Below are 19,048 nucleotides of genomic sequence, written 5' to 3' on the forward strand. Positions count from 1 at the left end.
GACATCTCGAAGCGTGGAGAACGGCCGCCTCCGCTGTCCCGGAAAGAACCGCAGATCAGCAGGTCGGGTGACCTGCGCGGTTAAACGCCAAGCTAAGGGGTCGTCTCGATAGGTGGTGATTGATGGCGTCCGGAGGCTGAGCTGCATGCGGCAGTAACTCGGTTGCGGTGGCCTTGGTCACCTGGACGAAAATGATGCATGAGCAGAGAGACCGACGAGGTAAGGGAAGCGATCGCGGGCGAGTTGCGTCTTATGGACCCCAGCGTGCGCGTGTCACAGTCGCTGGCCCGGCAACTCCTTGACCCACACTTCGTAGAAGTCGGTGCCTCGGGCCGGCGGTGGACGTATGAAGAGATGCTCGCCGAGTTGCCCGAGATGGACGGTGCGACGAAGGACGGCCCGCGCTATGAGCCCTCGGAGATGATCGGCCTCATACTGGCGCCTGGGCTGGTGCACCTCACCTACGAGACCACGTTCGGCGGATTTCGGGCACGACGGAGTTCGCTCTGGCGCAAGCAGAGTGCGGGCGCGACGTGGCAGATGTACTACCACCAGGCCACACCCGTTCCGGCCGAGGGCAGGTAACCGCGGACCCCCTTCGTTCCTTGTTATCTGCATGGGAATAGCGGAGCGTCTCGTGCCCGATGACTTGTGGGAGATCTTTCAGACGGTTGCTCCTGTGCCGCCCGTGCGGCCGCAGGGTGGGGGCCGGCGGAAGGCTGACAATCGTGCAGTGCTTGCGGCGGCTACAAACAGCACGCTCTCCTGGCGATGCTGAAGTACGTCAAGATCAAAGCACTTGCAGTAGCCGAAGACGCGCGGGCCCGAGGCCTGGGTGCGGCACTCCTGAAGCGCTGTGCCCAGTTGTACTGGCAGCTCGACTTCATGCTGCTGTACGGGGAGTTCGAGATCGAACGAGCCCTCGGACCGTATTACGCGCGGCAGGGCTTCACGGTGCTGGAACCAGGAGCGACCACCGACGTCGGATTCGTCCTGACCGGCAGGCCGATCGGCCTGGGAGCCGGGCCGGGCGAGCAGCTGTTCTACCGCTGGAACAAGAGCTGACATTAGGGCTGACTTCTAGCCACTCGGAGACAGCAACGCCCCCGCCATGCGCGCGGCAGGTGACCGAGTGGACGCCCGGCGTCGGCGCGGGCCGCGACCAGGGCGGCGAGCTCCGCCCCGGTGAACGACGGCCCTTTCCAGCAGTCATGGACCGTCACGGGCTCGAGGTCCACCTCCGCCCCGAAGGCCCGCGCGGCCTCGTACAGATGCTGCACGATGTGCAGCGACGCGGCATCGAGCGTGCCGATCCGGGCCTACCAGGTGCTCGTGTCGGGGTCGAAACTCGCAACGGTGCACAGCAGTTGCTGCTGCTCCAATTTTTCAGCCGTCGCCGGCACACCGCCACTTCAGTGCCGATACCGTGTTGTGGGCGGTGACCGAGGCCGTGAGGCAATCGCTACGGACCATGGGGGGAAAGTGGCACGGCTGCCGGATCCACTGCGCTCGGAGGCCGTTCTTATCGGCTGCAGCAGCTATGCGGACCTTGTCGACATTCCTTCGGTGCGCAACAACTTGACGGGGCTGGCCGGAATCTTCGAGGAATCCGGCAGGTTCCGCACCACGGTCATGGATGAGCCTCAATCGGTGGATGAGGTCCACCATGCGCTCCGCAGGACGGACCAGGCCACGGATGTGCTGCTCCTCTACTACGCCGGCCATGGTCTCGTAGACCACGATGGGCAGCTGCACCTTGCACTGTCGGGCACCACACAGAACCGACTGTCCACATCGGCCCTGCCCTACGAGACCGTGCGGCGCTTCCTGGAGCAGAGTCCGGCACAGAGCAAGATCCTCATCCTGGATTGCTGCTTCAGTGGCAGCAGCCTGCTCATGAGCAGCAACACCCCGAACACTGCCGCGCTGAGCGACATCTCCGGAGCATTCATCCTGTCGTCGGTAGCGGCCAGCGCCATGTCGCTGGCCCCCTCGGGCGAACGGTTCACCGCCTTCACCGGTGAGCTGATCAAGCTCCTCAAGCAAGGCATTCGCGGACCGGCCGAGTTCCTGACTCTCGAGGCCATCGCTGCCCAACTCCGTCACGCCATGTTCTCCTTGGGGTATCCGCAACCGCAGTGGCGAACCGTCAACTTCGTAGGCGAGCTGGGCCTGGTCCGTAACGCGGCGTACGACCCGGCGGCCGGGCCGGTCGCGGAACCGCCGGCGGCCGACATCGACGCGTCCTCCGACCATGACGCAGAAGGCGGTCCGGGCACATACGATGACCTGCTGCGCCAGCAGGCAGACGAACTCCGGCGGCTGAAGATGTCCCGGGGCAACCCTGCTCTGCGGAAGATCGAGTCGCGCGCCAAGAAGGTGCTCGCTGACGAGAAGGTGTCCTTGCCTCCCTCCACGCAGAGCACCGCTTTCAACGGCGGATTCATCGGTCTGGACAAGCTGATGTGGCTCGTGCGCACCTTGATGTCCTGGGACGAGTTCGGCGTGCCCTGCGAGCCGCCCGACCGTAATTCCCCCATGTTGGAAAGCTGGCGCAACCGATGGGCGCTCATTACGGCTCTGAGGAAGCGAGCCCGTAGCGAGGCCTCCGTCACCTACAGGATTTCCGCAGCTGAGGGCGCTCAGCAAGCGTCAGGGACTTCCACATCGCGGGGAACCGTGGGTGAGGGCGCTGGGGATGCGCCGGCAGCGGCCGAGGAGGCCTTGAACCACGGAAACGTCGTGTACTACGACGGTGAGCAATGGGAAGTTCGCGTCGCTGACCAGGGCACGGCCTCCGTCCGACACGAGCTCGTCGAACCGATGGAGATGGAATTTCGCCACTCCTCCCTGCAAGAGATGCTGGTCGAGCCCCTCAGCGAGGCCGATGCCGTTGCCTTGGCCGTGACGGCTGAGGAGACCCTTGAACACACCCTGGCCCGCCTCTTCGTACGGCTCGGACCACCACCGGAGCCCACCGAACTCGACTACGCCCCAGTAGGAAGCGGCGACGGAGGCGCGCAGCAGTGAGCCTGGAAGAAAGCAGCAGCGCGCTCCCCCTCCCGCCAGGCGACCCTGTCGTCTCTGCCGGCATGGACATCGCCATGAAGTGGGGCGCTGCACTCGGCGGACCGGAAAAACTCAAGATCGCCTTCGAAGCGCTTGAACCGCAGTTGAAGCGTGAGCACCAGATCCGGCTCAAGCAACTGGAGATGCAGCGCGAGGCTGCCGAGCGTGAAGCGGCGAACACCAAGGCCACCGCAGACCGCGAAGCACGAGAGGCGCAGGCGAAACGTCAGCACGTCCTCCGGATGACCGGCCTCTGCGTCGGCGCGGTCATCAGCGTCGTCATGCTGGGCGCAGGCATCTACGTCTCCAAAGACGTGTGGTGGCTCGCCATCCTGCTATGCGGCCCCAGCCTGCTAGCCATGGGCAAGCTCTACGTGCTGCGGCGTAGCGACGCCGAAGACATGAAGGACCTCTCCCTCAGTGCCCGCGGCGCAACGAACGCTGCCGGGCAGGCGCAGCCTCCCGCTCCCCCGCCGGTGTAGCAACATCAACCGTCGAACCACGAATGCGGCAGGCGAGCAGCGCGGCCGCGGAGTGCTCAGAGCGCAAACGGCGGCGCCCCCGGGCCCGCGCCATGTACTTGGAGCCGGCAGCCACCCTGGCGGATCTGGTTCGGGCAGCTGCACGAACCAAATGCCGATGACACCGAAAGGGCCTCCTGACACAGTGTTTTGTCACAATGCGGGTGCACCGTCGTAGCCTGCGACCGGCATGGGATCGGCTCGCTGCGCCGCAGGCACCGAGCCAGTGGCTATGTTCAGGAGAATGGGTTCTGGCTCAGGTTGTGTGGTCCGTGCACTGTGAGTGACGGCTGAACTCCCTTTGGCGCTCCGGGTGGTTGCCTCAAAACGAGCAGTGGCAGGAGCGGCTGGGCCGACAGTTCAGGGCTGTGAAAGAGGTCTTGCTCCGGCTGGAGGAGTTGCTGTTCCCGTCGATCGTCGACATCGCCGTGCAGTCGGTGGACGTGAACGTCGCGATAGTGCGTGTTGATGTGCGGTGCACCGCCGCGGGTGCCTCGTGTTCGGGGTGCGGAGCGTGGTCCGACCGGGTTCACGGCTCCTACCTGCGGTTTCCCGCTGATGTTCCGAGTGCGGGACGAAGCGTCGTACTCCAGCTGCGGGTCCGCCGGTTCACCTGCCAGAACGCCGAGTGCGGACGTCGCACGTTCGTCGAGCAGGTACCCGGCCTGACCCGAAGGAACGGCCAGCGGACCGAGCGCCTGCGCTCGACTCTGGCCTCGATCGGTCTCGCCCTCGCGGGCCGGGCCGGCGCCCGCCTGGCTGACGTCGTCGGTGTGCCGGTCAGCCGCAGCACGGCCCTACGGCTGATCGACGCACTTCCCGAGCCGAAGGTGCCAGCTCCACGGGTGGTCGGCGTCGACGAGTACGCCACCCGCAAGGGCCGCCGCTATGGCACCGTCCTCGTGGACGTCGAAACCCGCCGCCCCGTCGACCTGCTGCCCGACCGGGAGTCGTCGAGCCTGGCCGCGTGACTGGCTCAGAGGGTTGGAATCGAGGTCGTGTGCCGGGACCGCGCGCCGTTCTTCGCCGAGGGCGCCACCGCCGGTGCACCGCAGGCCGTGCAGGTCGCGGACCGGTGGCATCTCTGGCACAACCTCAGCGAGGCCGCCGAGCGGAGCATCGCCCAGCACCGTCGATGTCTGCGCGTCCTGGTGCCTGAGACACCTGAAACGCCGGAGACCCCAGCCCGACCCCGCGGAGGAGCCGTCCGGCTCGCTTTGGCCGACCGGTCACCGGTTCGCCGACCGCGCCCGAACCGTTCACGCCACGGTCCATGCTCTGGTGGAGGCAGGGCACAGCCGTCGCGCGATCCAGCGGCAGCTCGGCATGACGAGCCGAACCGTTAAACGGTACGCGGACGCCGCCACGCCGGAAGACCTCTTCACCGGTCAGTGGCAGGCCCGGACCTCGGTCCTCGACGAGTACAAGACCTACCTCGACGACCGCTGGAACGAGGGCTGCACCAACGCCTGGAAACTGTGGGAAGAGATTGTCCCGCTCGGCTACAAGGGCAGCTACCAGCGAGTTCGCGCCTACCTCCGCCAGAAGCGCACCTGCCCACGGCCCGTGGCAGCTCGGCCGCCTTCGCCCCGGGCAGTCGCCGGATGGATTCTCCGTCGTCCGGAAACCCTCTCCGAGATCGAACACCTCCACTTGAAGAACCTCCGGGCCAACTGCCCCGAAATCGACGCACTCACCAGGCACGTCCGGTCCTTCGCGACCATGCTCACCGAGCGCCAGGGCGAGCGCCTGCCGGACTGGCTCTACGCCGTCAGACAGGACGACCTCCCCAGCCTCCACACGCTCGCCGCAGGCATCGACCGCGACCGTGAAGCCGTCATCGCCGGCCTCACCCTCCGCTGGAACTCGGGTGTCGTTGAAGGTCATGTCAACCGGATCAAGATGCTCAAGCGCCAGATGTTCGGCCGAGCCGGCATCGACCTCCTGCGCAAGCGAGTCCTGCTCGCCTGATGTCTTCCATCAGGGCCGCCGCTGTGCTCCCCAGGTCAGATTGCGGGGCGGCGCAACACGTCAGTGGGCTCCCAATCGCTCTTCCAGAAGGCTTCAAGTCCACGCTCGTTGATGAACTGCCGCTCTACCTCGTGGATGGGGTACATCCCCTGGATGTTGATTACGTCGTGCCCTTCGTGTCCCGGAACACCAACGTCGATGCCCAGGTAGTCCTCTTCGTCGAGGACGAACGGCGCGAAAACACAGAACGCCGTCATCTCCGACTCTGGAACGATGCGCTCGCCGAAGTTGATGGTGCTGCCGTAGTTGAAGGGGCAGGTGCCACGGAGCTGCTCGGCGAGGAAGCCCACCGCGTGGGCCCAGATGACGTTCGTCGAGTTCACGCTGAGGCAGAGTTCCGGCGAGCCGTGCTGCCAGTCCGGGTGCTCCGCCAGCGACAAGCCGTAGGTGAGCGTCGTGAGAAGCCCGTCCGGAAGGTCGTCGTACACGATCTCCGTCACGCCACGCAGGCCCTGTTTGGTCGACTCGACGGGGAAGAACCGCGGCTCCCTGCCCCCGGAAAGGCGATCAAGATGGGCAAGATAATTCTCTACGCGACTGGCCATGCAACTAGCCTGCACGATCACTCACACGTGGGCGCCACTGGGGGCGCCACCAGTAACCCGCTGCAACCGGTCCACAGAAGTTGAGCCAGAACCGGAGAATGGACAGCAGATGTTCGCCGCTTCGGGAGGCGCCACAGCACACCGAGGCTTCGAACACTGAGGGAGCCGCCCGCGCTGCGTTGACGCTCCACGCCGGTAGCAGGTGCCGTTCCCACGACGGACGAGAAAACACGTTGGCTGGCTGCCGCCGGGCTGCGACGATGCGGCTGTTTCCCATGCGGAGGGGCCTTTGTTCGTTTTCGTGTGTGCGAGGTGCGATGCCGAGCTGACCGTCCCGTTGTCCCAGGTCTCCCTTCCGGCCCACGCCCGTCAGAGTTACGGGAATGGGGTCCAGCTTCCGGTGCTCATGGAGTCGGGGACGTTTGCCGTGGACCCGGACCCCTGGGGAGGGCCGTGGCGGATGTGGGACGAGATCGATCCGGGCGAGGCGGAGGCACGCGGCATCTACGCGCCGGTCTATGCCCTGTCCGACGGCGCGCCCGGGGCGATTGTCATCGCGCCCGGTGATATCCGCGGAACCCGGCTGATCCCCGAGAAGCGCGGCGGTGCCTGCTGTGGCCTCGACGGGGCCGACGGGCCCAACATGGCCTGCGAGGCGTGCGACCTGCCGGTGGCGACCAGGGTCGACGACTGCTCGCTCTGGCAGGCAGTGCGGCTCAGCTCATACGCCGTGCGCCGCGTCCTGGTTGACGGTGTCCACGTAGCGCCGCTCTCCTGGGCGGAGCTGGCAGAGAAGGGCGAGAACACGCCCCCGTTCGAGCCGATTGCCACGTGGGGAGGAGGACGGTTTGGGCCGAGCCACTACTGGTCGTGGAGTCCGCAATGGGAGGCGGCAGCCGGCCAGGCGCTCGCCCACCTGCTGGCGGCCTCCAAAGGGCAGCCGGTGAAGGTCCCCAACGGTCTGACCTCGGACATGTTCCAACGCGCGCTCGACGCCCTGCTGCCCGCAGGCCCGCCAACGCGGCGCGCCGTCCTGGCTGGACCGGGACGGCCCTCCCCCGACGCGGGCGTCGACATCCTCCTCGTACCGGTCCATCCCCAGACGGGTCAGACCTGGACCCCCGCCAGCCCGGTTGCATCGGCATACCCGGTGCCCCTGCCGCTGGGGGTGTGGCTGTGGCTGGCCTCTCCCCAGCCGTACTTGCCGGTTCCCGCGTCGGGCGGCATACCCCAAGACGTCCTCCGCGACGACCCGCTCCCGCCGCGCCCCAACTACCCGTTCCGGACCGACCGGGGAACGTTCCAGCACACCTTGGTTCGGCTACCAGCCGTTCGCAGCGTGTGGATGCGCACGATCCTCAAGAACCTCACGCAGGACATGTCGGCCGACCTCTTCTAGTCGCTTGGAAATCGAACAGTGCCAGACTCTCCTGCCGCCCGAAGTGGTCAACATCTGCTGTCCATTCTCGTGAACATAGCCAGCCTTCGGTGTCAGAGTCGCACGACATGGACAAACCAGCTGGCCGCCGGTCACCCAGTGGTGCCGGTACAACCCAACGCCTTCCACGCGATGCGCCCACGCTGGGGTGCCCCCAAGGCCGCTCACCCGGCAACGCGCCGACCACATCGAGGCCAAAGTCGCCGCCGTCAACCAGCTCGCCGCATTGCTGGACGCCCACTGGCCCGGCGGCAAGGCCGTCTTCTACGAACTCGACAGCGACATCGCCCTGGCCTTCCTGGAGCGTTACCCCACCCCGGCCGCCGCCTCCAAGCTCACCGCCGGACGTCTGGAAGCCTGGTGCAAACGCCACGGCTACTCGGGCAAGAAAGCCCGGAAGCTTCCTCGTCGAGCGTCTGCGGTCGGCGCCCTCGGCCGCGTCCCGGCTCAGCCCGGCCACCGTCGAACAGCTCGTCCGCGTCCAGGTCCAACTCGTCCAGGGCATCCGTGCCACCGTCCGCGCGCTGGACAAGGCCATCACCGAGGCCGTCAAGGCCCACCCCTACGCGCCGCTGTTCGCGACGATGCCGCGAATCGGCAAGGTCAACTTCGCCCAGATCATCGGCGAACTCGGCCCCATCCTCGAACGCTCCCAGACCTGCGAGCAGTTCATCGCCGAAGCCGGCGTCGTCCCGGTCACGAAGCCTCCGGCAAGTCCCGCACCGTCGCCTTCCGTTACGCGACCAACCGCCGCGCACATCTGGCCGTCACCACGTTCGCCGACAACAGCAGACACGGCAGCGACTGGGCCGCGACGATCTACACCGAGGCCCGTGCCCGCAAGAAGCGACACCCCCACGCCATCCGCATACTGGCCCGCGCCTGGCTCCGCATGATCTGGGCCTGCTGGCGTGACGGAGCCTGCTACGACCCCGCCACCCACCAAGCCAATGGGAAGATCAACACGAGCGCTGACACGCCCGTGGCAGCTGCCGGCCCTGGCTGCGCTGTCGTATCCGTTCTGGATGTTCGGCCCGCCGGGGGCGGTGCACTGTGTGCGGATCAGCGGGCGATCGAGATCGCGAAGGGCGCGAATCCGCTGGACCGAATCACGTGCGGTACGAACAGTATCGCGGCCTCCGTGGCGCGGGCGGTCTGGATCCCGCCGAGATCAGTGATCCACTCCTTGCGCCAGCCGAGGATGATGAGCAGGTCACGGACGGTCTGCTTGGCCTGCGGGTCATCGCCGGAGAGGAAGGCATCGGGCGCCTGGGTGAGCGTGGCTGGCGCGGTCATCACCGGGAAGAGCATGGTGTTGAGTGTCTTGACGACGCGCGTTTCGGGGAGCGCTTCCTGGAGTTGCTCGGCGAGGCTTGAGCCGGGGTAGATCAGGTCGGCGGGCAGTCCGTCCGGTCCGTCGACGGTGGCGTTGGAGACGTCGACGAGGATCTTGTCGCGCAGTTCCTCGCGCAGCGCGGCGAGCCGGTCCAGCGAGCCGGCGCCCGGGGTGGCGTTGATGACGATCTGGGCTGTCCGGGCAGCGTCGGCGGCGGCGCCCGGCGCGCGGTCCGCCACGGTCACCTCATGCCCTGCCTCGATGAGGGCTGTGGCCAGGTTGCCGCCGACGCGGCCGTTTCCGAGAACTGCGATCGTGGTCATGATGATCTGGTCCTTCCGTGCGTGCAGGTTGTGGTGCGCGGTCAGCGTGAGAGCGTGGCGACGGCCTCGGCGTGGACGCCGGGCGCGGCTGCCAGGAAGCTCTCGCTCTGCGGGGTCCAGGGGCGGCCCTCGGCGTCGGAGATCTGTCCGCCGGCCTCGGTGACGAGCAGCGCCCCGGGCAGCAGGTCCGCGCGGGCGCCGGCGAACTGCCAGAAGGCGTCGATCCGGCCGGCAGCCACGTTCAGCAGGTGCAGGGTCGCGGGCACGGCGGTGCGGACGACGAGCGCGTCGAAAAGCATCGCGGTGATCGAGGAGCCGACGCGCCGCACGACCTTCTCGTCCTCGTCCGGCCGGGCCTGGCTGGTGGCCACGATGCTCAGGCCGAGGTCCGCGGTCTGGGAGACGTGCAGCGGCCGGCCGTCGAGGTAGGCGCCCGCGCCGGTGAGCGCGGTGTAGGTCTCGCCGGTCAACGGCAGGTGGACCGCGGTGAGCACCGGCTGGTTCTCACGCACGAGGGTGGCGGTCACCGCCCACTCCGGCAGGGCGTGCAGGTGGTTGACGTTGCCTTCGGCCGGATCCACGACCCACCATTCGCCGGGCGGCAGCGCCCCGCCGTCCAGTTCGTCCTCCACCCAGCCGGCGTCCGGGCCCAGGCGCGTGAGGCGGGGGCGCAGGATGTCGAGGGCCGTGTCGTCGTTGGCGGCGAGCGCGCGCATCAGCTCTTCGCGGGTCTGGTAGCGGACCACCTCGCCGAAGCGCTCGCGCAGCGCCGAACCGGCCGCGCGCACGGCGATCGCGGTCTGGCCGAGCAGGTCGGCGTCGGAGGCGGCGACGTCAGTGGTCTGAGGCGTTTCGGACATGGTGGTACTCCCGTGTGAGGAGGGGTGATGAGGCCGGTCGGGCGAAGCTGCGCGTTCCGTCTTGCGCTCTCGTCTCGAAGCTATACAGCCCCTTCATTAACTTCAAATGCATGTCAAGCACGGCTAGGATTACTCACATGCAATTGGATTTGAACCTGCTCACCGCGCTCGACGCGCTGCTGGAGGAGGGAAGTGTGGCCGGGGCTGCCGCGCGCCTGCACGTCACCGCCCCCGCGATGAGCCGGAGTCTGGGCCGAATCCGGCGCACGACCGGGGATCAGATCCTGGTGCGCACCGGCCGCACGATGACCCCGACGCCGTATGCGATCGCCGTCCGGGAGCAGGTGCACGAGCTGCTGCACCAGGTCCAGGGGGTGCTGGCACCGAGCCGTGAACTCGATCTGGCAACGTTGGAGCGCACTTTCACACTCCGCTGGCACGATTCCCTGGTCGCTTTGAGCGGCCCCGCACTGCTCGCGGCGGTGCGCGGACAGGCGCCGGGCGTGCGATTGCGCTTCGTCGCGGAATCGAGCATCGACACCCCCGAGTTGCGGCGCGGCGAGGTCGACCTGGAGGCGAACGCCAACCGCCCGAGCGCACCGGACATCCGTGCCGAGAACGTGGGCGAGACCCGCCTCGTCATCGTCGTGAGGCACGGGCACCCCCTCACCCGCGTCAGGACCGTCACCGCAAAGCAGTACGCCGCCGCTGAGCACGTGACCGTCTCGCGACGTGGAAACCTCAGCAATGCCCTCGACGACGCCCTCGCGCGGCTCGGCCTCACCCGCCGCGTGGTGGCGACCGCGCCCACGGAAGCGGCCGCGCTGGAGTTCGCGCGCGGCTCCGATCTCCTGATCAGCGTCCCCGAAGCCACCACGCGGTCCGCGGTCGCCGACCTCGGCCTGGTCGTGCTCCCCCTCCCGCTCGAACTGCCGTCGGCACCGATATACCTGTCGTGGCATCAGCGCTACGACACCGACCACGCCCACGCTTGGCTGCGCGGGCTGGCGCGAACCGCGCTGGCCATGTGCGGATCGTCGTAGTCGGCGACCGTCCGGCCGCTTCACCCATACGCCCACGCGACCACCACGGCGAGCTGCTTGAACGTCAGCAGCGGCTTGTCCGTGCGGGTGCTGGCCGTGGGGACGGCCAGACCGACGCCTGCGGCTCACGATCGCGGATCTGTGGGAGGGCGTCAGCGTCCCGCCACCGCGCTTGGGCCGAGTCCCTGCCCGAATTCCTGGTTCCCACGGTGGTCGCGGTTAAGGACCGACCGCACGACCTGAAGACAACGGCTTGTCAGATGTCCTTGTCTTCAGGGGGCGTCGTGCGAGGAGCCCTTCCGACCGGAGGCCCAGGAACCAGGGTCGGAGCCAGGGCTCCTTTGCTTTGTGACGGGGCCATCAATGCACGGTCAGTTGGCGGAGCTCCGGAAGGAGCGCAGGAAGACACCCAGCGCGCGCCGGTTAGCGGCGTCGTTCCAGTTGTCGGCCGGGGTGGTCCAGCGCAAGGAGAAGCCACGGCCGGAGCCGATGAGGAAACCGCGGCCGAGCGTGCGCTCGCGGACACCGGTGTCCTCGGAGAACCACTCCATGTCCGCCGCGTCGAGGCCACGGTAGTCGGCGGCGCGGACGTCGCCCAGCCGCTCGTAGTCGACGAACACCCGCTTCAGGGACGGCTCCAGTTCCCGCCAGACTGCGACGGGGTCCGGTCCGAGCTGCTGGCTGTAGGTGATCGCCAGCGTGCGAGGGTCGCCGGACGCGCCGAACGTGACGCGGTAGGACACATCTGAACCGCTGCGGTCGAGCGGCTTCCACCCGGTGGGCAGGTCGATGGAGAACCCCTCCGGAGCCTCGTAGCGGTAGAAAGAGTTGGGGTCGGCGGTTCCGCTGGCGGCCGGGCGGGACGGCGTGGGGCCCGACGCGGAGGGGCCGTCGTCTGATCCTCCGGTCAGGGCGAGGGCGGTGAGCGAGGCCACGACCGCGCCCAGCGCCAGGACCTCGAGGAGCGCGGGCCGACCGACGGTTCGTCTGCTCCACACCCGCCCGGTCCGCCGGACGGCAGCGTACGCGCGCAGGCAGGGGAGCGGCGCCGCCTGCTTTGGTTCCTCGGGATCCTCGCGCAGGATGCGGGTGAACGCCGCGCGGACCACCGCCGCGGGCAGGCGCTCCTGCGGGTCCCTGCGGAGCAGCCCCTGGATTGCAGGGCCGAGCAACCCCGCGCTCCGCGGGGACCGGATGGGCTGCAGGTCAACAGCTCGCAGCGTCGCCTCGACCGGTCCACGGTCCCGGACAGGCGGACGCCCCTCTACCATCATGTACAAGATTGCCCCAAGCGCCCACAGATCTGACGCGGGTTCCGTGCCCTCGCCGCGGGCTTGCTCGGGAGAGGCGTACGACGGCGCGGTAACGCGTGGGGCCGACGCGTTCCCCAGCAGTCCGAAGCCGGCAACCAGCGTTCCGCCGTCCTTGCGCACAAATATCTGCCCGGGGCTGAGATCGCCGTGCGTGATGCCTTCACGATGGGCCGCCGCGAGAACGTCGAGGATCTCCAGGCCTATGCGAGCAGCGCGGACGTAGTTGACCGGGCCTCGCAACAGGAGGTCGCTGAGGGGAGCGCCCTCAATCCGATCCATGACCGTCCACACGGCGCCGTTCTCCTCCAGGACGTCGAAGACAGTGGCCGCCCGGCCGGGGCAGGTCAGTTCCATGGCTTCGGACTCGCGCAGAATCCGAGCGGCGGTGCCGCGTGCACCGGTGGCCTGAACTGGCCGCGCCTCCATCAAGGAAACCGGCCGTCCGAACCGGACGTCCTGACCGTGCCAGCCGGTGCGGCCTTCCTCACGGTGTACGACCTCCTGCGGCCAGTAGCGTCCGGCGATCAACTCCTGTGTGGTGGCTTGCCCTTCGGTCACGGTCATCCCTTGCTGCGCGCCGGTCTTTCGCCTTTCTCAGTTGTACGGCGGGACTGACCGCGGGTGTTCAACGCGTACGCGATTTGGGCGGCCGGATCTTCGTCCGCCCCAGCCCAAAGGCGAAGCTGTTGTGCCGGCACAGCCTCCCGGAGAAGTTCGACCTCGAGCAGGCCGCGGACCGGCTGGTTGTACCTGGATGTGCCCGCCTGCCGGCGCCTTGGGCATCGTCGGGTACCACGGCGCCACCGTGCTGGTCGAGCTCGGGCGCCCCGGCGCGATGCACCCCGCTGACCGCGGAGTCCCTCATGGCAGCGTTGTTCACCTCCGGCGAGTACGAGCTCAGCGCGGCAAGCACCTACGGGGACATCAGCCGGTCCTGGGAAGACCCGCGGACCTTCGAGTCCGAACCGGAGATGGAACCCGCTGACGGATGGTCCTGGCACAACAGCGACCAGATAGTCGCGTCACGTAGTCCCCACCCTCGCGGTCTCGGATCCCCATGAGGGTGGTAGCGCCTGGCGCATGCTCCCGACCGAGCATCCGTGTTAACTCCTCCGGGCCTCGATGAGGAAGCGCTGCGCGTAAGCCACGAAGGGGCCGTGACGCTCGATGAAGTCGTGGAGCTCTGCCAGACGGTCGCGGTACTTCTTCACCGTGAAGTCCGGGACGATCCAGATGACCTTGCGGAGGAAGTGGACCACCGCCGCAACGTCGTGGAACTCCATCCGGAGCGCTTCCTGGCGCACGGCCACAACATCCAGACCCGCCGCTTCCGCGACAGCCGCGGCCTCCATCGGGCTCGCGCCTGCTGTGGTCGCCAGCGGAGGGAGAGACCAGTCGGCCGCAGCCCGCTGCGGCCCCATCATGAAGTCGGTCAGTTCACGCACGCTGCCCGAGCCCACCTGCTGGGAAAGGTATGTGCCGTTGGGGCACAGGACCCGGCGGACCTCGTCCCAGCGGGTTACCACCGGATGACGGCTGACCACCAGGTCGAAGTGATCCGATAGAAACGGCAGGTCAGCCGTATCACCGGTCTCAACAACGGTGCCGTTGAACTTGGCCAGGTTACGCCGGGCGATCTCCAAGTTCGGCCGCCATGACTCCGTTGCCGTCAGGACCGGCGGCGCAACTGGGACCGAGGCCAGCACCTCGCCCCCGCCGGTTTGGATGTCAAGCGCTGCCTCGGCCTTCGCCATCCGATCCGCGAGGAGTTTCGCATAACCCCAGGACGGACGCTGTTCGGTCGCGCGACCGGCGAACCAGGAGAAGTCCCAGCCCTCCGTCGGGACGGCTTCACCTTCGGCGACAAGATCTTCGAACCTGGACATGAGGCGAGAATGGCAGACGGCGAAAAACGCCCGCACCAGGATTACGGACGCGCCGCGGCAGTACGGCCACACGCCGGTCTGCGCCGCTCCCGCTACCGCGGCCTGGCGAAAACCCACGTCCAGCACGTACTCACCGCGCTGGCCTGCAACATGGCCCGTGTGCGGACTGGCTCGATGCCGAACCGAGAACGCGACGCCGCGCCACCCGCTTCCGCACCCGGTGCTCAGCCGCCGCATGACCCCCGCCAACATCACCAACAGAGTCACGGCATTGACCTAGAGGCCCCGGATTCCGGTGCGGCGGTGTTGGCGGCGCCGCAGCAGCGCGGGCAGCCACGGCGCCGCGCCGACGACGACCAGAATCGACAGCAGCGGCGTCGGCCACCATGGCGAGACGGTTGACGGCGGGGGCGAAGCAGCGCGCGCCACCGAGGGACGTGCCGCCTTGGACCATGCCAAGAACGCATCGCCGATGGGAAGCAGGCCGAAGGCATAGCGTTTGGTCCACGGGGTGTCGACCGGCAGGCCGACGAACTCGGAGGATTGGGCCAGCGCCGCTGCGAGCGGGGCGTCGTGGTGGATCTGGGCCGCGCCGATGGTGACCACGCTCGCCGACAGGCTTACGCCGAGCGGGAGGGGGCCGGAGTCGACGTCGGCTGGGCCGTCCATGCCGTCGGGGTACTCCCGCACGGCCGGTCCGAGGCCGAGCGGCCAGGTCACGTACTGGTCGCGGAAGCGCCGGTACTGGTCGTCGGCGAAGACGGGATCCACGTCGGGAAGGAACCGCTGGATCAGGCTCTGCGAGCTGCCTCTGGCCACCTCCACCGGTTCACCGGTGGAGGCGTCGACACGGTGCGGGAGCAGTCCGGTGCGCGGGTCGAGACGCTGCCGTACTCCATGCACCCAGCGCTGGACTGTCTCACTGAACCGGGGCGGCAGCAGAGTGTCGTGCAGCCGCAGGGACGCCATCGCGACGGTGGAGTCCACCGGCCACGCCTGCCCGGGGTAGGCGTGCAGGAAAGGCGATGCCGATCCCTCGAAAGCGGCACCGAGGCCGGCGGAATCGTCGGCGAACCGACGCAGTTCGTTGGGCTGGCGTTGCCCAGCCGTCTGGAGGCTCAGTATCCCACCGCGCAGCCAGTTGCTCCAGCCACGGTAGAAGACACCATGGCGTGGGACGAGGTTGGCGCTGAACGGAGCGCGGCCGGCCGGCGAGTCCAACTGACGCAGCGCCCAACGGGCTTCCCGCAGGGCGGCCGCCCGCTTGCCGGCCGGATCGCGAAGCCCGATTTCGACCCAGCTCAGGCCGTACAGCGCGTGAATGAAGAAGTACCCCTCCGGGAACTGCTGTTGTGCCTCGTCACCGGCCTTGCCGTTCAACTGCGCCCGGAGGAAGGACAGCTGTCGCACAACCCCGGGTGGCTCCCCCGTCGGTTCCGTGGCAGCAGGTCCGGCCAGCCGCACCGCGCTTACCAAGGCGCAGACTGTGACGACGACCGCGACCAAGCGGCGCAGCCACCGGCGCGCCGGCAAAGATGAGGATGGGGCAGTGCGCCCGCCTGCCGCGGTGTCCGGCCCGGGATGAGTCTCCGGATCCGATCCTGCTCCGATGGCCAAGTCCGTAGTCACCTCGTCCTGTGGGCAGCGGCTCGCCGAGGCAACTTGCCTTCCGGTGCGCCAGATAAGCCCTGCGTGGGCATGCATGGCCAGGACATGTGTGCCACCGTACTGCAACCGGGCCTACGGTCTCGGGGCCGCGCCTTCGTGTGCTGTGGCCGCGGCGTTGTGGCGGCTGCGAGTGGCTCAGTGCCGGGCGGATGCGGCCGGGCTGATCAGGTGGGAAGTGAACGTCGACTCCACGGCATGTGGCTGGTGCCCGCACGGCCCATCCGGTTCAAACACCACGACGTCAGGGGCATTCACGACAGGCTCAGCCGAGATCTGCTTCACCAGAGCGACCAAGAACGTGGTCCCCGAAGCGCCACCGCCGATCACAGCGATCCTCCGTCGCTGATGCGAGGCACTGCCAACTGGTGCAAGACATGGCATTGCGGTCTGCATGGAACTCACGTTCTCTCCCTGGGGCTCGGGAGGTTGAGCCCGATGTACACGGCTTCCGGCCAGCGGCGGCGGAGCAAAAGGAAGAAGAGCAGCAGAACACCGAACGCCGTCGCGGCCAGTTCGAGCTGGAACTCCCAGGCGTAGCCGGTGGTCTGGAGGTGGTCGAAGGCGTTCCGCCAGGTGTTCCGGAACGCTTCGGCGGGGGTGTGGAAGTCGCGGTGCCAGCCGCGTTCCTGCGCGTGCTTCCAGGCTGTCCAGTCGCCGGTGTTCGCGTGCAGGTAGACGGTGTAGGCCGTGGCGGGTACGGCGGGCACAGCACACCAGGGCAGGGAGCGCCAACGGCGGCGCCCTCGGCGGTCGTCTCGGGCCAGGACGCATTCGGCCGTGATCGCGGCGGCCAGGAACAGGCCGCTGATCCGGGTGGTGGTGGCCAAGGCGGCGAGAACTCCCGCGACCGGCCAGTTGCGGTTCTTCGCCGCGAGCCAGGCCGGCACTTCGCAGCGCGGATGCTCTCTCACCTGCGCGCGCCGTCGGGTGGACGCTAAGAAGGCCGGCCCAGGCTGTGACCTCGACGGCGACGGCGAGTGACGGCTCCGATGCTGCGAGGGCGCTGGTGCGCACGGCCCGGGCGTCTACGCTGAGGCCGCCAGAGACTTGGTCATTGACAGTCATCCGGCTGCCTCTCCCGTACTCAGGCACAGGCAGCCTCAGCGCTGCCGGGGGCGGGCCGCGACGGGCGGCCCGGCCCGGGCAGCCGTTCAGACCAGGCCCTGCGCGAGCATCGCGCCAGCCACCCGCTCGAATCCTGCGGCGTTCGCTCCGAGCACATAGTCGCCCGGGGCGCCGTACCGCTCGGCCGTCTCGTGGCATGCGCGGTGGATGTCACGCATGATCTCGGTGAGACGCTGCTCGGCCACCTCGAACGTCCAGGACTGGCGGCCGGCGTTCTGCTGCATCTCCAGCGCGCTGGTGGCCACGCCGCCCGCGTTGGCGGCCTTGCCCGGGGCGAAGGCGACACCCGCCTCCTGGAAGACGCGCAGGCCCTCCGGCGTGGTGGGCATGTTCGCGCCCTCGGCTACGGCCTTGACGCCGCCCCGTACCAGTTGCTTTGCGGCGGTGCCGTCGAGTTCGTTCTGCGTGGCGCATGGGAGCGCCACGTCGCAGGGGACGTCCCACACCCGGCCGCCGGGGACGAACGTGGCCGACGAACCCCGGCGTTCCGCGTAGTCGCGGACGCGTCCGCGCTCGATCTCCTTGACTTGCTTGAGCAGAGCGAGGTCGATGCCCTTGTCGTCCACCACGTATCCGCCCGAGTCCGAGACGGTAAGGACATTCGCGCCCAGCGCCTGCGCCTTCTCGATCGCGTAGAGGGCCACGTTCCCGGAGCCGGAGACCGCAACCTGCTGGCCGTCGAGGGACTCACCGCGCACCGCGAGCATCTCGGCGGTGAACAGGACGGTTCCGTACCCAGTCGCTTCCCTGCGCGCCTGCGAGCCGCCCCAGCTCAGGCCCTTGCCGGTGAGGACCCCCGCCTCCCAGCGGTTGGTGATCCGCTTGTACTGGCCGAAGAGGTAACCGATCTCCCGGCCGCCTACGCCGATGTCCCCGGCCGGAACGTCCGTGTGCTCGCCAAGGTGCCGGTAGAGCTCCGTCATGAACGACTGGCAGAAGCGCATGATCTCGGCGTCCGAACGTCCCTTGGGATCGAAGTCGCTACCGCCTTTTCCGCCACCGATGTTCAGACCCGTGAGCGCGTTCTTGAAGATCTGCTCGAAGCCGAGGAACTTGATGACGCCGAGGTTGACGGACGGATGAAAGCGCAGTCCGCCCTTGTACGGCCCAAGGGTGCTGCTGAACTCGACACGGAATCCCCGGTTGACCCGCACCCGGCCCTGGTCCGTCGTCCACGGCACCCGGAACATGATCTGCCGCTCTGGTTCGCAGAGGCGCTCGAGCAGGCCCGCCTCTCGGAATTCCGGGCGCTTCATGAGCACAGGCGCCAACGAGTCCAGTACCTCATCCACGGCCTGATGGAACTCCGGTTCGCCGGGGTTGCGGCGGAGGATCTCCTCCCGGAGTGCCTCCAGCAAGCCGTCCGCGGGCGCGCCATCCTGCTTCCAAGGGATCAGCGTCGTCATCGAATCACTCTCCTGCGATCTGAGGCGTCTCCTGACGGGACATGCCCGGAGACACAAGGGCGACAGCTTATGCACTCGCAGCGCTCCGCGACGTCACTATGGCGGCGGCACAACTCACCATTGACGGGAGGGGTTCAGCTCCGCACTGCACGGCTCCCCTATGTGCTGGCGGCACCTCCCCCCGTCAGCCTCGCTGGCTTGGGCGAGGCGTTCGGGGCGGTCCACGGCCGGGTCACTGACGAACAGGGGCACCACCTCGAGCGCGGCCCGCAGGGGCGGGTGGTCGTGGAAGCGGAGGTGGGAGGTGAACAGGACGACTGAGACGTTCATGGCGCCGCTCCTGGCAATTCGGGCAACGGGTCAGCAGCGCGAGCGACCGGTGGTGCGCTGCTGCGCGTGCACTGCGGTCCGGTTTCTCCGGGCGGGCTGTCCACGGATGCGGCCGCTTCTCCGGCGGAGCAGTCGCGATGCGAACTCTCCCCGG

General features: G+C 68.1%; 19 protein-coding genes and 1 pseudogene. 10 read left to right on the forward strand and 10 right to left on the reverse strand.

What is annotated here, in order from left to right:
- The first annotated feature begins 198 nt into the window (after positions 1–198).
- From ACH4YL_RS37270 to ACH4YL_RS37300, 7 genes are all read left to right on the forward strand, one after another.
- Positions 199–585, forward strand: a complete 387-nt coding sequence (locus ACH4YL_RS37270; protein WP_398511966.1) for a DUF4440 domain-containing protein — start codon at positions 199–201, stop codon at positions 583–585.
- 186 nt (positions 586–771) lie between these two features.
- The gene (locus tag ACH4YL_RS37275; protein WP_398511967.1) at positions 772–1,065 is read left to right on the forward strand and encodes a GNAT family N-acetyltransferase; all 294 of its coding nucleotides are present in this window, start codon (positions 772–774) and stop codon (positions 1,063–1,065) included.
- Between the two features lie 417 nt (positions 1,066–1,482).
- On the forward strand, positions 1,483–3,030 hold the full coding sequence (locus ACH4YL_RS37280; RefSeq protein ID WP_398511968.1) for a caspase domain-containing protein: 1,548 nt from the start codon (positions 1,483–1,485) through the stop codon (positions 3,028–3,030).
- Positions 3,027–3,551, forward strand: a complete 525-nt coding sequence (locus tag ACH4YL_RS37285) for a hypothetical protein (RefSeq protein ID WP_398511969.1) — start codon at positions 3,027–3,029, stop codon at positions 3,549–3,551. The genes ACH4YL_RS37280 and ACH4YL_RS37285 overlap by 4 nt, the downstream gene beginning before the upstream one ends.
- 407 nt (positions 3,552–3,958) lie before the next feature.
- Complete coding sequence (locus ACH4YL_RS37290) at positions 3,959–4,561, forward strand: transposase family protein (protein WP_398511970.1); 603 nt, start codon at positions 3,959–3,961, stop codon at positions 4,559–4,561.
- A 27-nt stretch (positions 4,562–4,588) separates the two neighbouring features.
- A complete protein-coding gene (locus ACH4YL_RS37295; RefSeq protein ID WP_398511971.1) occupies positions 4,589–4,936 on the forward strand; it encodes a hypothetical protein in 348 nt (115 codons plus the stop codon).
- On the forward strand, positions 4,917–5,561 hold the full coding sequence (locus tag ACH4YL_RS37300) for a transposase (RefSeq protein WP_398511972.1): 645 nt from the start codon (positions 4,917–4,919) through the stop codon (positions 5,559–5,561). Before ACH4YL_RS37295 ends, ACH4YL_RS37300 begins: the two co-directional genes overlap by 20 nt.
- 35 nt (positions 5,562–5,596) lie before the next feature.
- Here ACH4YL_RS37300 and ACH4YL_RS37305 read toward each other — a convergent pair whose 3' ends face one another.
- Positions 5,597–6,166 carry a suppressor of fused domain protein gene (locus tag ACH4YL_RS37305; protein ID WP_398511973.1) on the reverse strand — a complete coding sequence of 190 codons (570 nt, stop codon included), beginning with the start codon at positions 6,164–6,166 and terminating at the stop codon, positions 5,597–5,599.
- Positions 6,167–6,455: 289 nt separating this feature from the next.
- Here ACH4YL_RS37305 and ACH4YL_RS37310 point away from each other — a divergent pair, with 289 nt between their 5' ends.
- Positions 6,456–7,565, forward strand: coding sequence for a hypothetical protein (locus ACH4YL_RS37310; RefSeq protein WP_398511974.1), 1,110 nt, complete (start codon positions 6,456–6,458; stop codon positions 7,563–7,565).
- 601 nt (positions 7,566–8,166) lie between these two features.
- Here ACH4YL_RS37310 and ACH4YL_RS37315 read toward each other — a convergent pair.
- From ACH4YL_RS37315 to ACH4YL_RS37325, 3 genes are all read right to left on the reverse strand, one after another.
- Entirely contained in the window at positions 8,167–8,400 is a 234-nt protein-coding gene (locus ACH4YL_RS37315) for a hypothetical protein (RefSeq protein ID WP_398511975.1), read from the reverse strand.
- A 266-nt stretch (positions 8,401–8,666) separates the two neighbouring features.
- A complete protein-coding gene (locus ACH4YL_RS37320; protein ID WP_398511976.1) occupies positions 8,667–9,263 on the reverse strand; it encodes an NADPH-dependent F420 reductase in 597 nt (198 codons plus the stop codon).
- 41 nt (positions 9,264–9,304) lie between these two features.
- Complete coding sequence (locus tag ACH4YL_RS37325; RefSeq protein ID WP_398511977.1) at positions 9,305–10,123, reverse strand: 3'(2'),5'-bisphosphate nucleotidase CysQ; 819 nt, start codon at positions 10,121–10,123, stop codon at positions 9,305–9,307.
- 137 nt (positions 10,124–10,260) lie between these two features.
- Between ACH4YL_RS37325 and ACH4YL_RS37330 the strand changes: the two genes are divergently transcribed.
- Positions 10,261–11,166, forward strand: coding sequence for a LysR family transcriptional regulator (locus ACH4YL_RS37330; protein WP_398511978.1), 906 nt, complete (start codon positions 10,261–10,263; stop codon positions 11,164–11,166).
- A gap of 371 nt (positions 11,167–11,537) precedes the next feature.
- Here the strand turns inward: ACH4YL_RS37330 and ACH4YL_RS37335 are convergent, their stop codons facing one another.
- Positions 11,538–13,043, reverse strand: coding sequence for a serine/threonine protein kinase (locus tag ACH4YL_RS37335; RefSeq protein ID WP_398511979.1), 1,506 nt, complete (start codon positions 13,041–13,043; stop codon positions 11,538–11,540).
- Between the two features lie 214 nt (positions 13,044–13,257).
- Here ACH4YL_RS37335 and ACH4YL_RS37340 point away from each other — a divergent pair.
- A pseudogene (locus ACH4YL_RS37340) lies at positions 13,258–13,510 on the forward strand (LD-carboxypeptidase); the annotation flags it as partial.
- 72 nt (positions 13,511–13,582) lie between these two features.
- On the opposite strand, the gene ACH4YL_RS37345 reads toward ACH4YL_RS37340, so the two are convergent.
- The 5 genes from ACH4YL_RS37345 to ACH4YL_RS37365 all read right to left on the reverse strand — a co-directional run bounded on the left by ACH4YL_RS37345 (position 13,583) and on the right by ACH4YL_RS37365 (position 18,894).
- A complete protein-coding gene (locus tag ACH4YL_RS37345) occupies positions 13,583–14,365 on the reverse strand; it encodes a methyltransferase domain-containing protein (RefSeq protein ID WP_398512013.1) in 783 nt (260 codons plus the stop codon).
- Positions 14,366–14,641: 276 nt separating this feature from the next.
- On the reverse strand, positions 14,642–15,775 hold the full coding sequence (locus ACH4YL_RS37350; protein WP_398511980.1) for a hypothetical protein: 1,134 nt from the start codon (positions 15,773–15,775) through the stop codon (positions 14,642–14,644).
- A 656-nt stretch (positions 15,776–16,431) separates the two neighbouring features.
- The gene (locus tag ACH4YL_RS37355) at positions 16,432–16,944 is read right to left on the reverse strand and encodes a hypothetical protein (protein WP_398511981.1); all 513 of its coding nucleotides are present in this window, start codon (positions 16,942–16,944) and stop codon (positions 16,432–16,434) included.
- Positions 16,945–17,184: 240 nt separating this feature from the next.
- Positions 17,185–18,564 carry an NADP-specific glutamate dehydrogenase gene (gene gdhA, locus ACH4YL_RS37360; protein ID WP_398511982.1) on the reverse strand — a complete coding sequence of 460 codons (1,380 nt, stop codon included), beginning with the start codon at positions 18,562–18,564 and terminating at the stop codon, positions 17,185–17,187.
- A 114-nt stretch (positions 18,565–18,678) separates the two neighbouring features.
- The gene (locus ACH4YL_RS37365) at positions 18,679–18,894 is read right to left on the reverse strand and encodes a hypothetical protein (RefSeq protein ID WP_398512014.1); all 216 of its coding nucleotides are present in this window, start codon (positions 18,892–18,894) and stop codon (positions 18,679–18,681) included.
- Between the last annotated feature and the right edge of the window lie 154 nt (positions 18,895–19,048).

Source organism: Streptomyces sp. NPDC020681, from assembly GCF_044334895.1.
GTDB lineage: Bacteria > Actinomycetota > Actinomycetes > Streptomycetales > Streptomycetaceae > Streptomyces.

Coding starts and splice junctions, on each gene's coding strand:
- gdhA (WP_398511982.1), bottom strand. CDS start 18,564: ATGACGACGCTGATCCCTTGGAAGCAGGATGGCGCGCCCGCGGACGGC.
- ACH4YL_RS37335 (WP_398511979.1), bottom strand. CDS start 13,043: ATGACCGTGACCGAAGGGCAAGCCACCACACAGGAGTTGATCGCCGGA.
- ACH4YL_RS37330 (WP_398511978.1), top strand. CDS start 10,261: ATGCAATTGGATTTGAACCTGCTCACCGCGCTCGACGCGCTGCTGGAG.
- ACH4YL_RS37320 (WP_398511976.1), bottom strand. CDS start 9,263: ATGACCACGATCGCAGTTCTCGGAAACGGCCGCGTCGGCGGCAACCTG.
- ACH4YL_RS37325 (WP_398511977.1), bottom strand. CDS start 10,123: ATGTCCGAAACGCCTCAGACCACTGACGTCGCCGCCTCCGACGCCGAC.
- ACH4YL_RS37305 (WP_398511973.1), bottom strand. CDS start 6,166: ATGGCCAGTCGCGTAGAGAATTATCTTGCCCATCTTGATCGCCTTTCC.
- ACH4YL_RS37345 (WP_398512013.1), bottom strand. CDS start 14,365: ATGTCCAGGTTCGAAGATCTTGTCGCCGAAGGTGAAGCCGTCCCGACG.
- ACH4YL_RS37365 (WP_398512014.1), bottom strand. CDS start 18,894: ATGAACGTCTCAGTCGTCCTGTTCACCTCCCACCTCCGCTTCCACGAC.
- ACH4YL_RS37275 (WP_398511967.1), top strand. CDS start 772: ATGCTGAAGTACGTCAAGATCAAAGCACTTGCAGTAGCCGAAGACGCG.
- ACH4YL_RS37270 (WP_398511966.1), top strand. CDS start 199: ATGAGCAGAGAGACCGACGAGGTAAGGGAAGCGATCGCGGGCGAGTTG.
- ACH4YL_RS37300 (WP_398511972.1), top strand. CDS start 4,917: ATGACGAGCCGAACCGTTAAACGGTACGCGGACGCCGCCACGCCGGAA.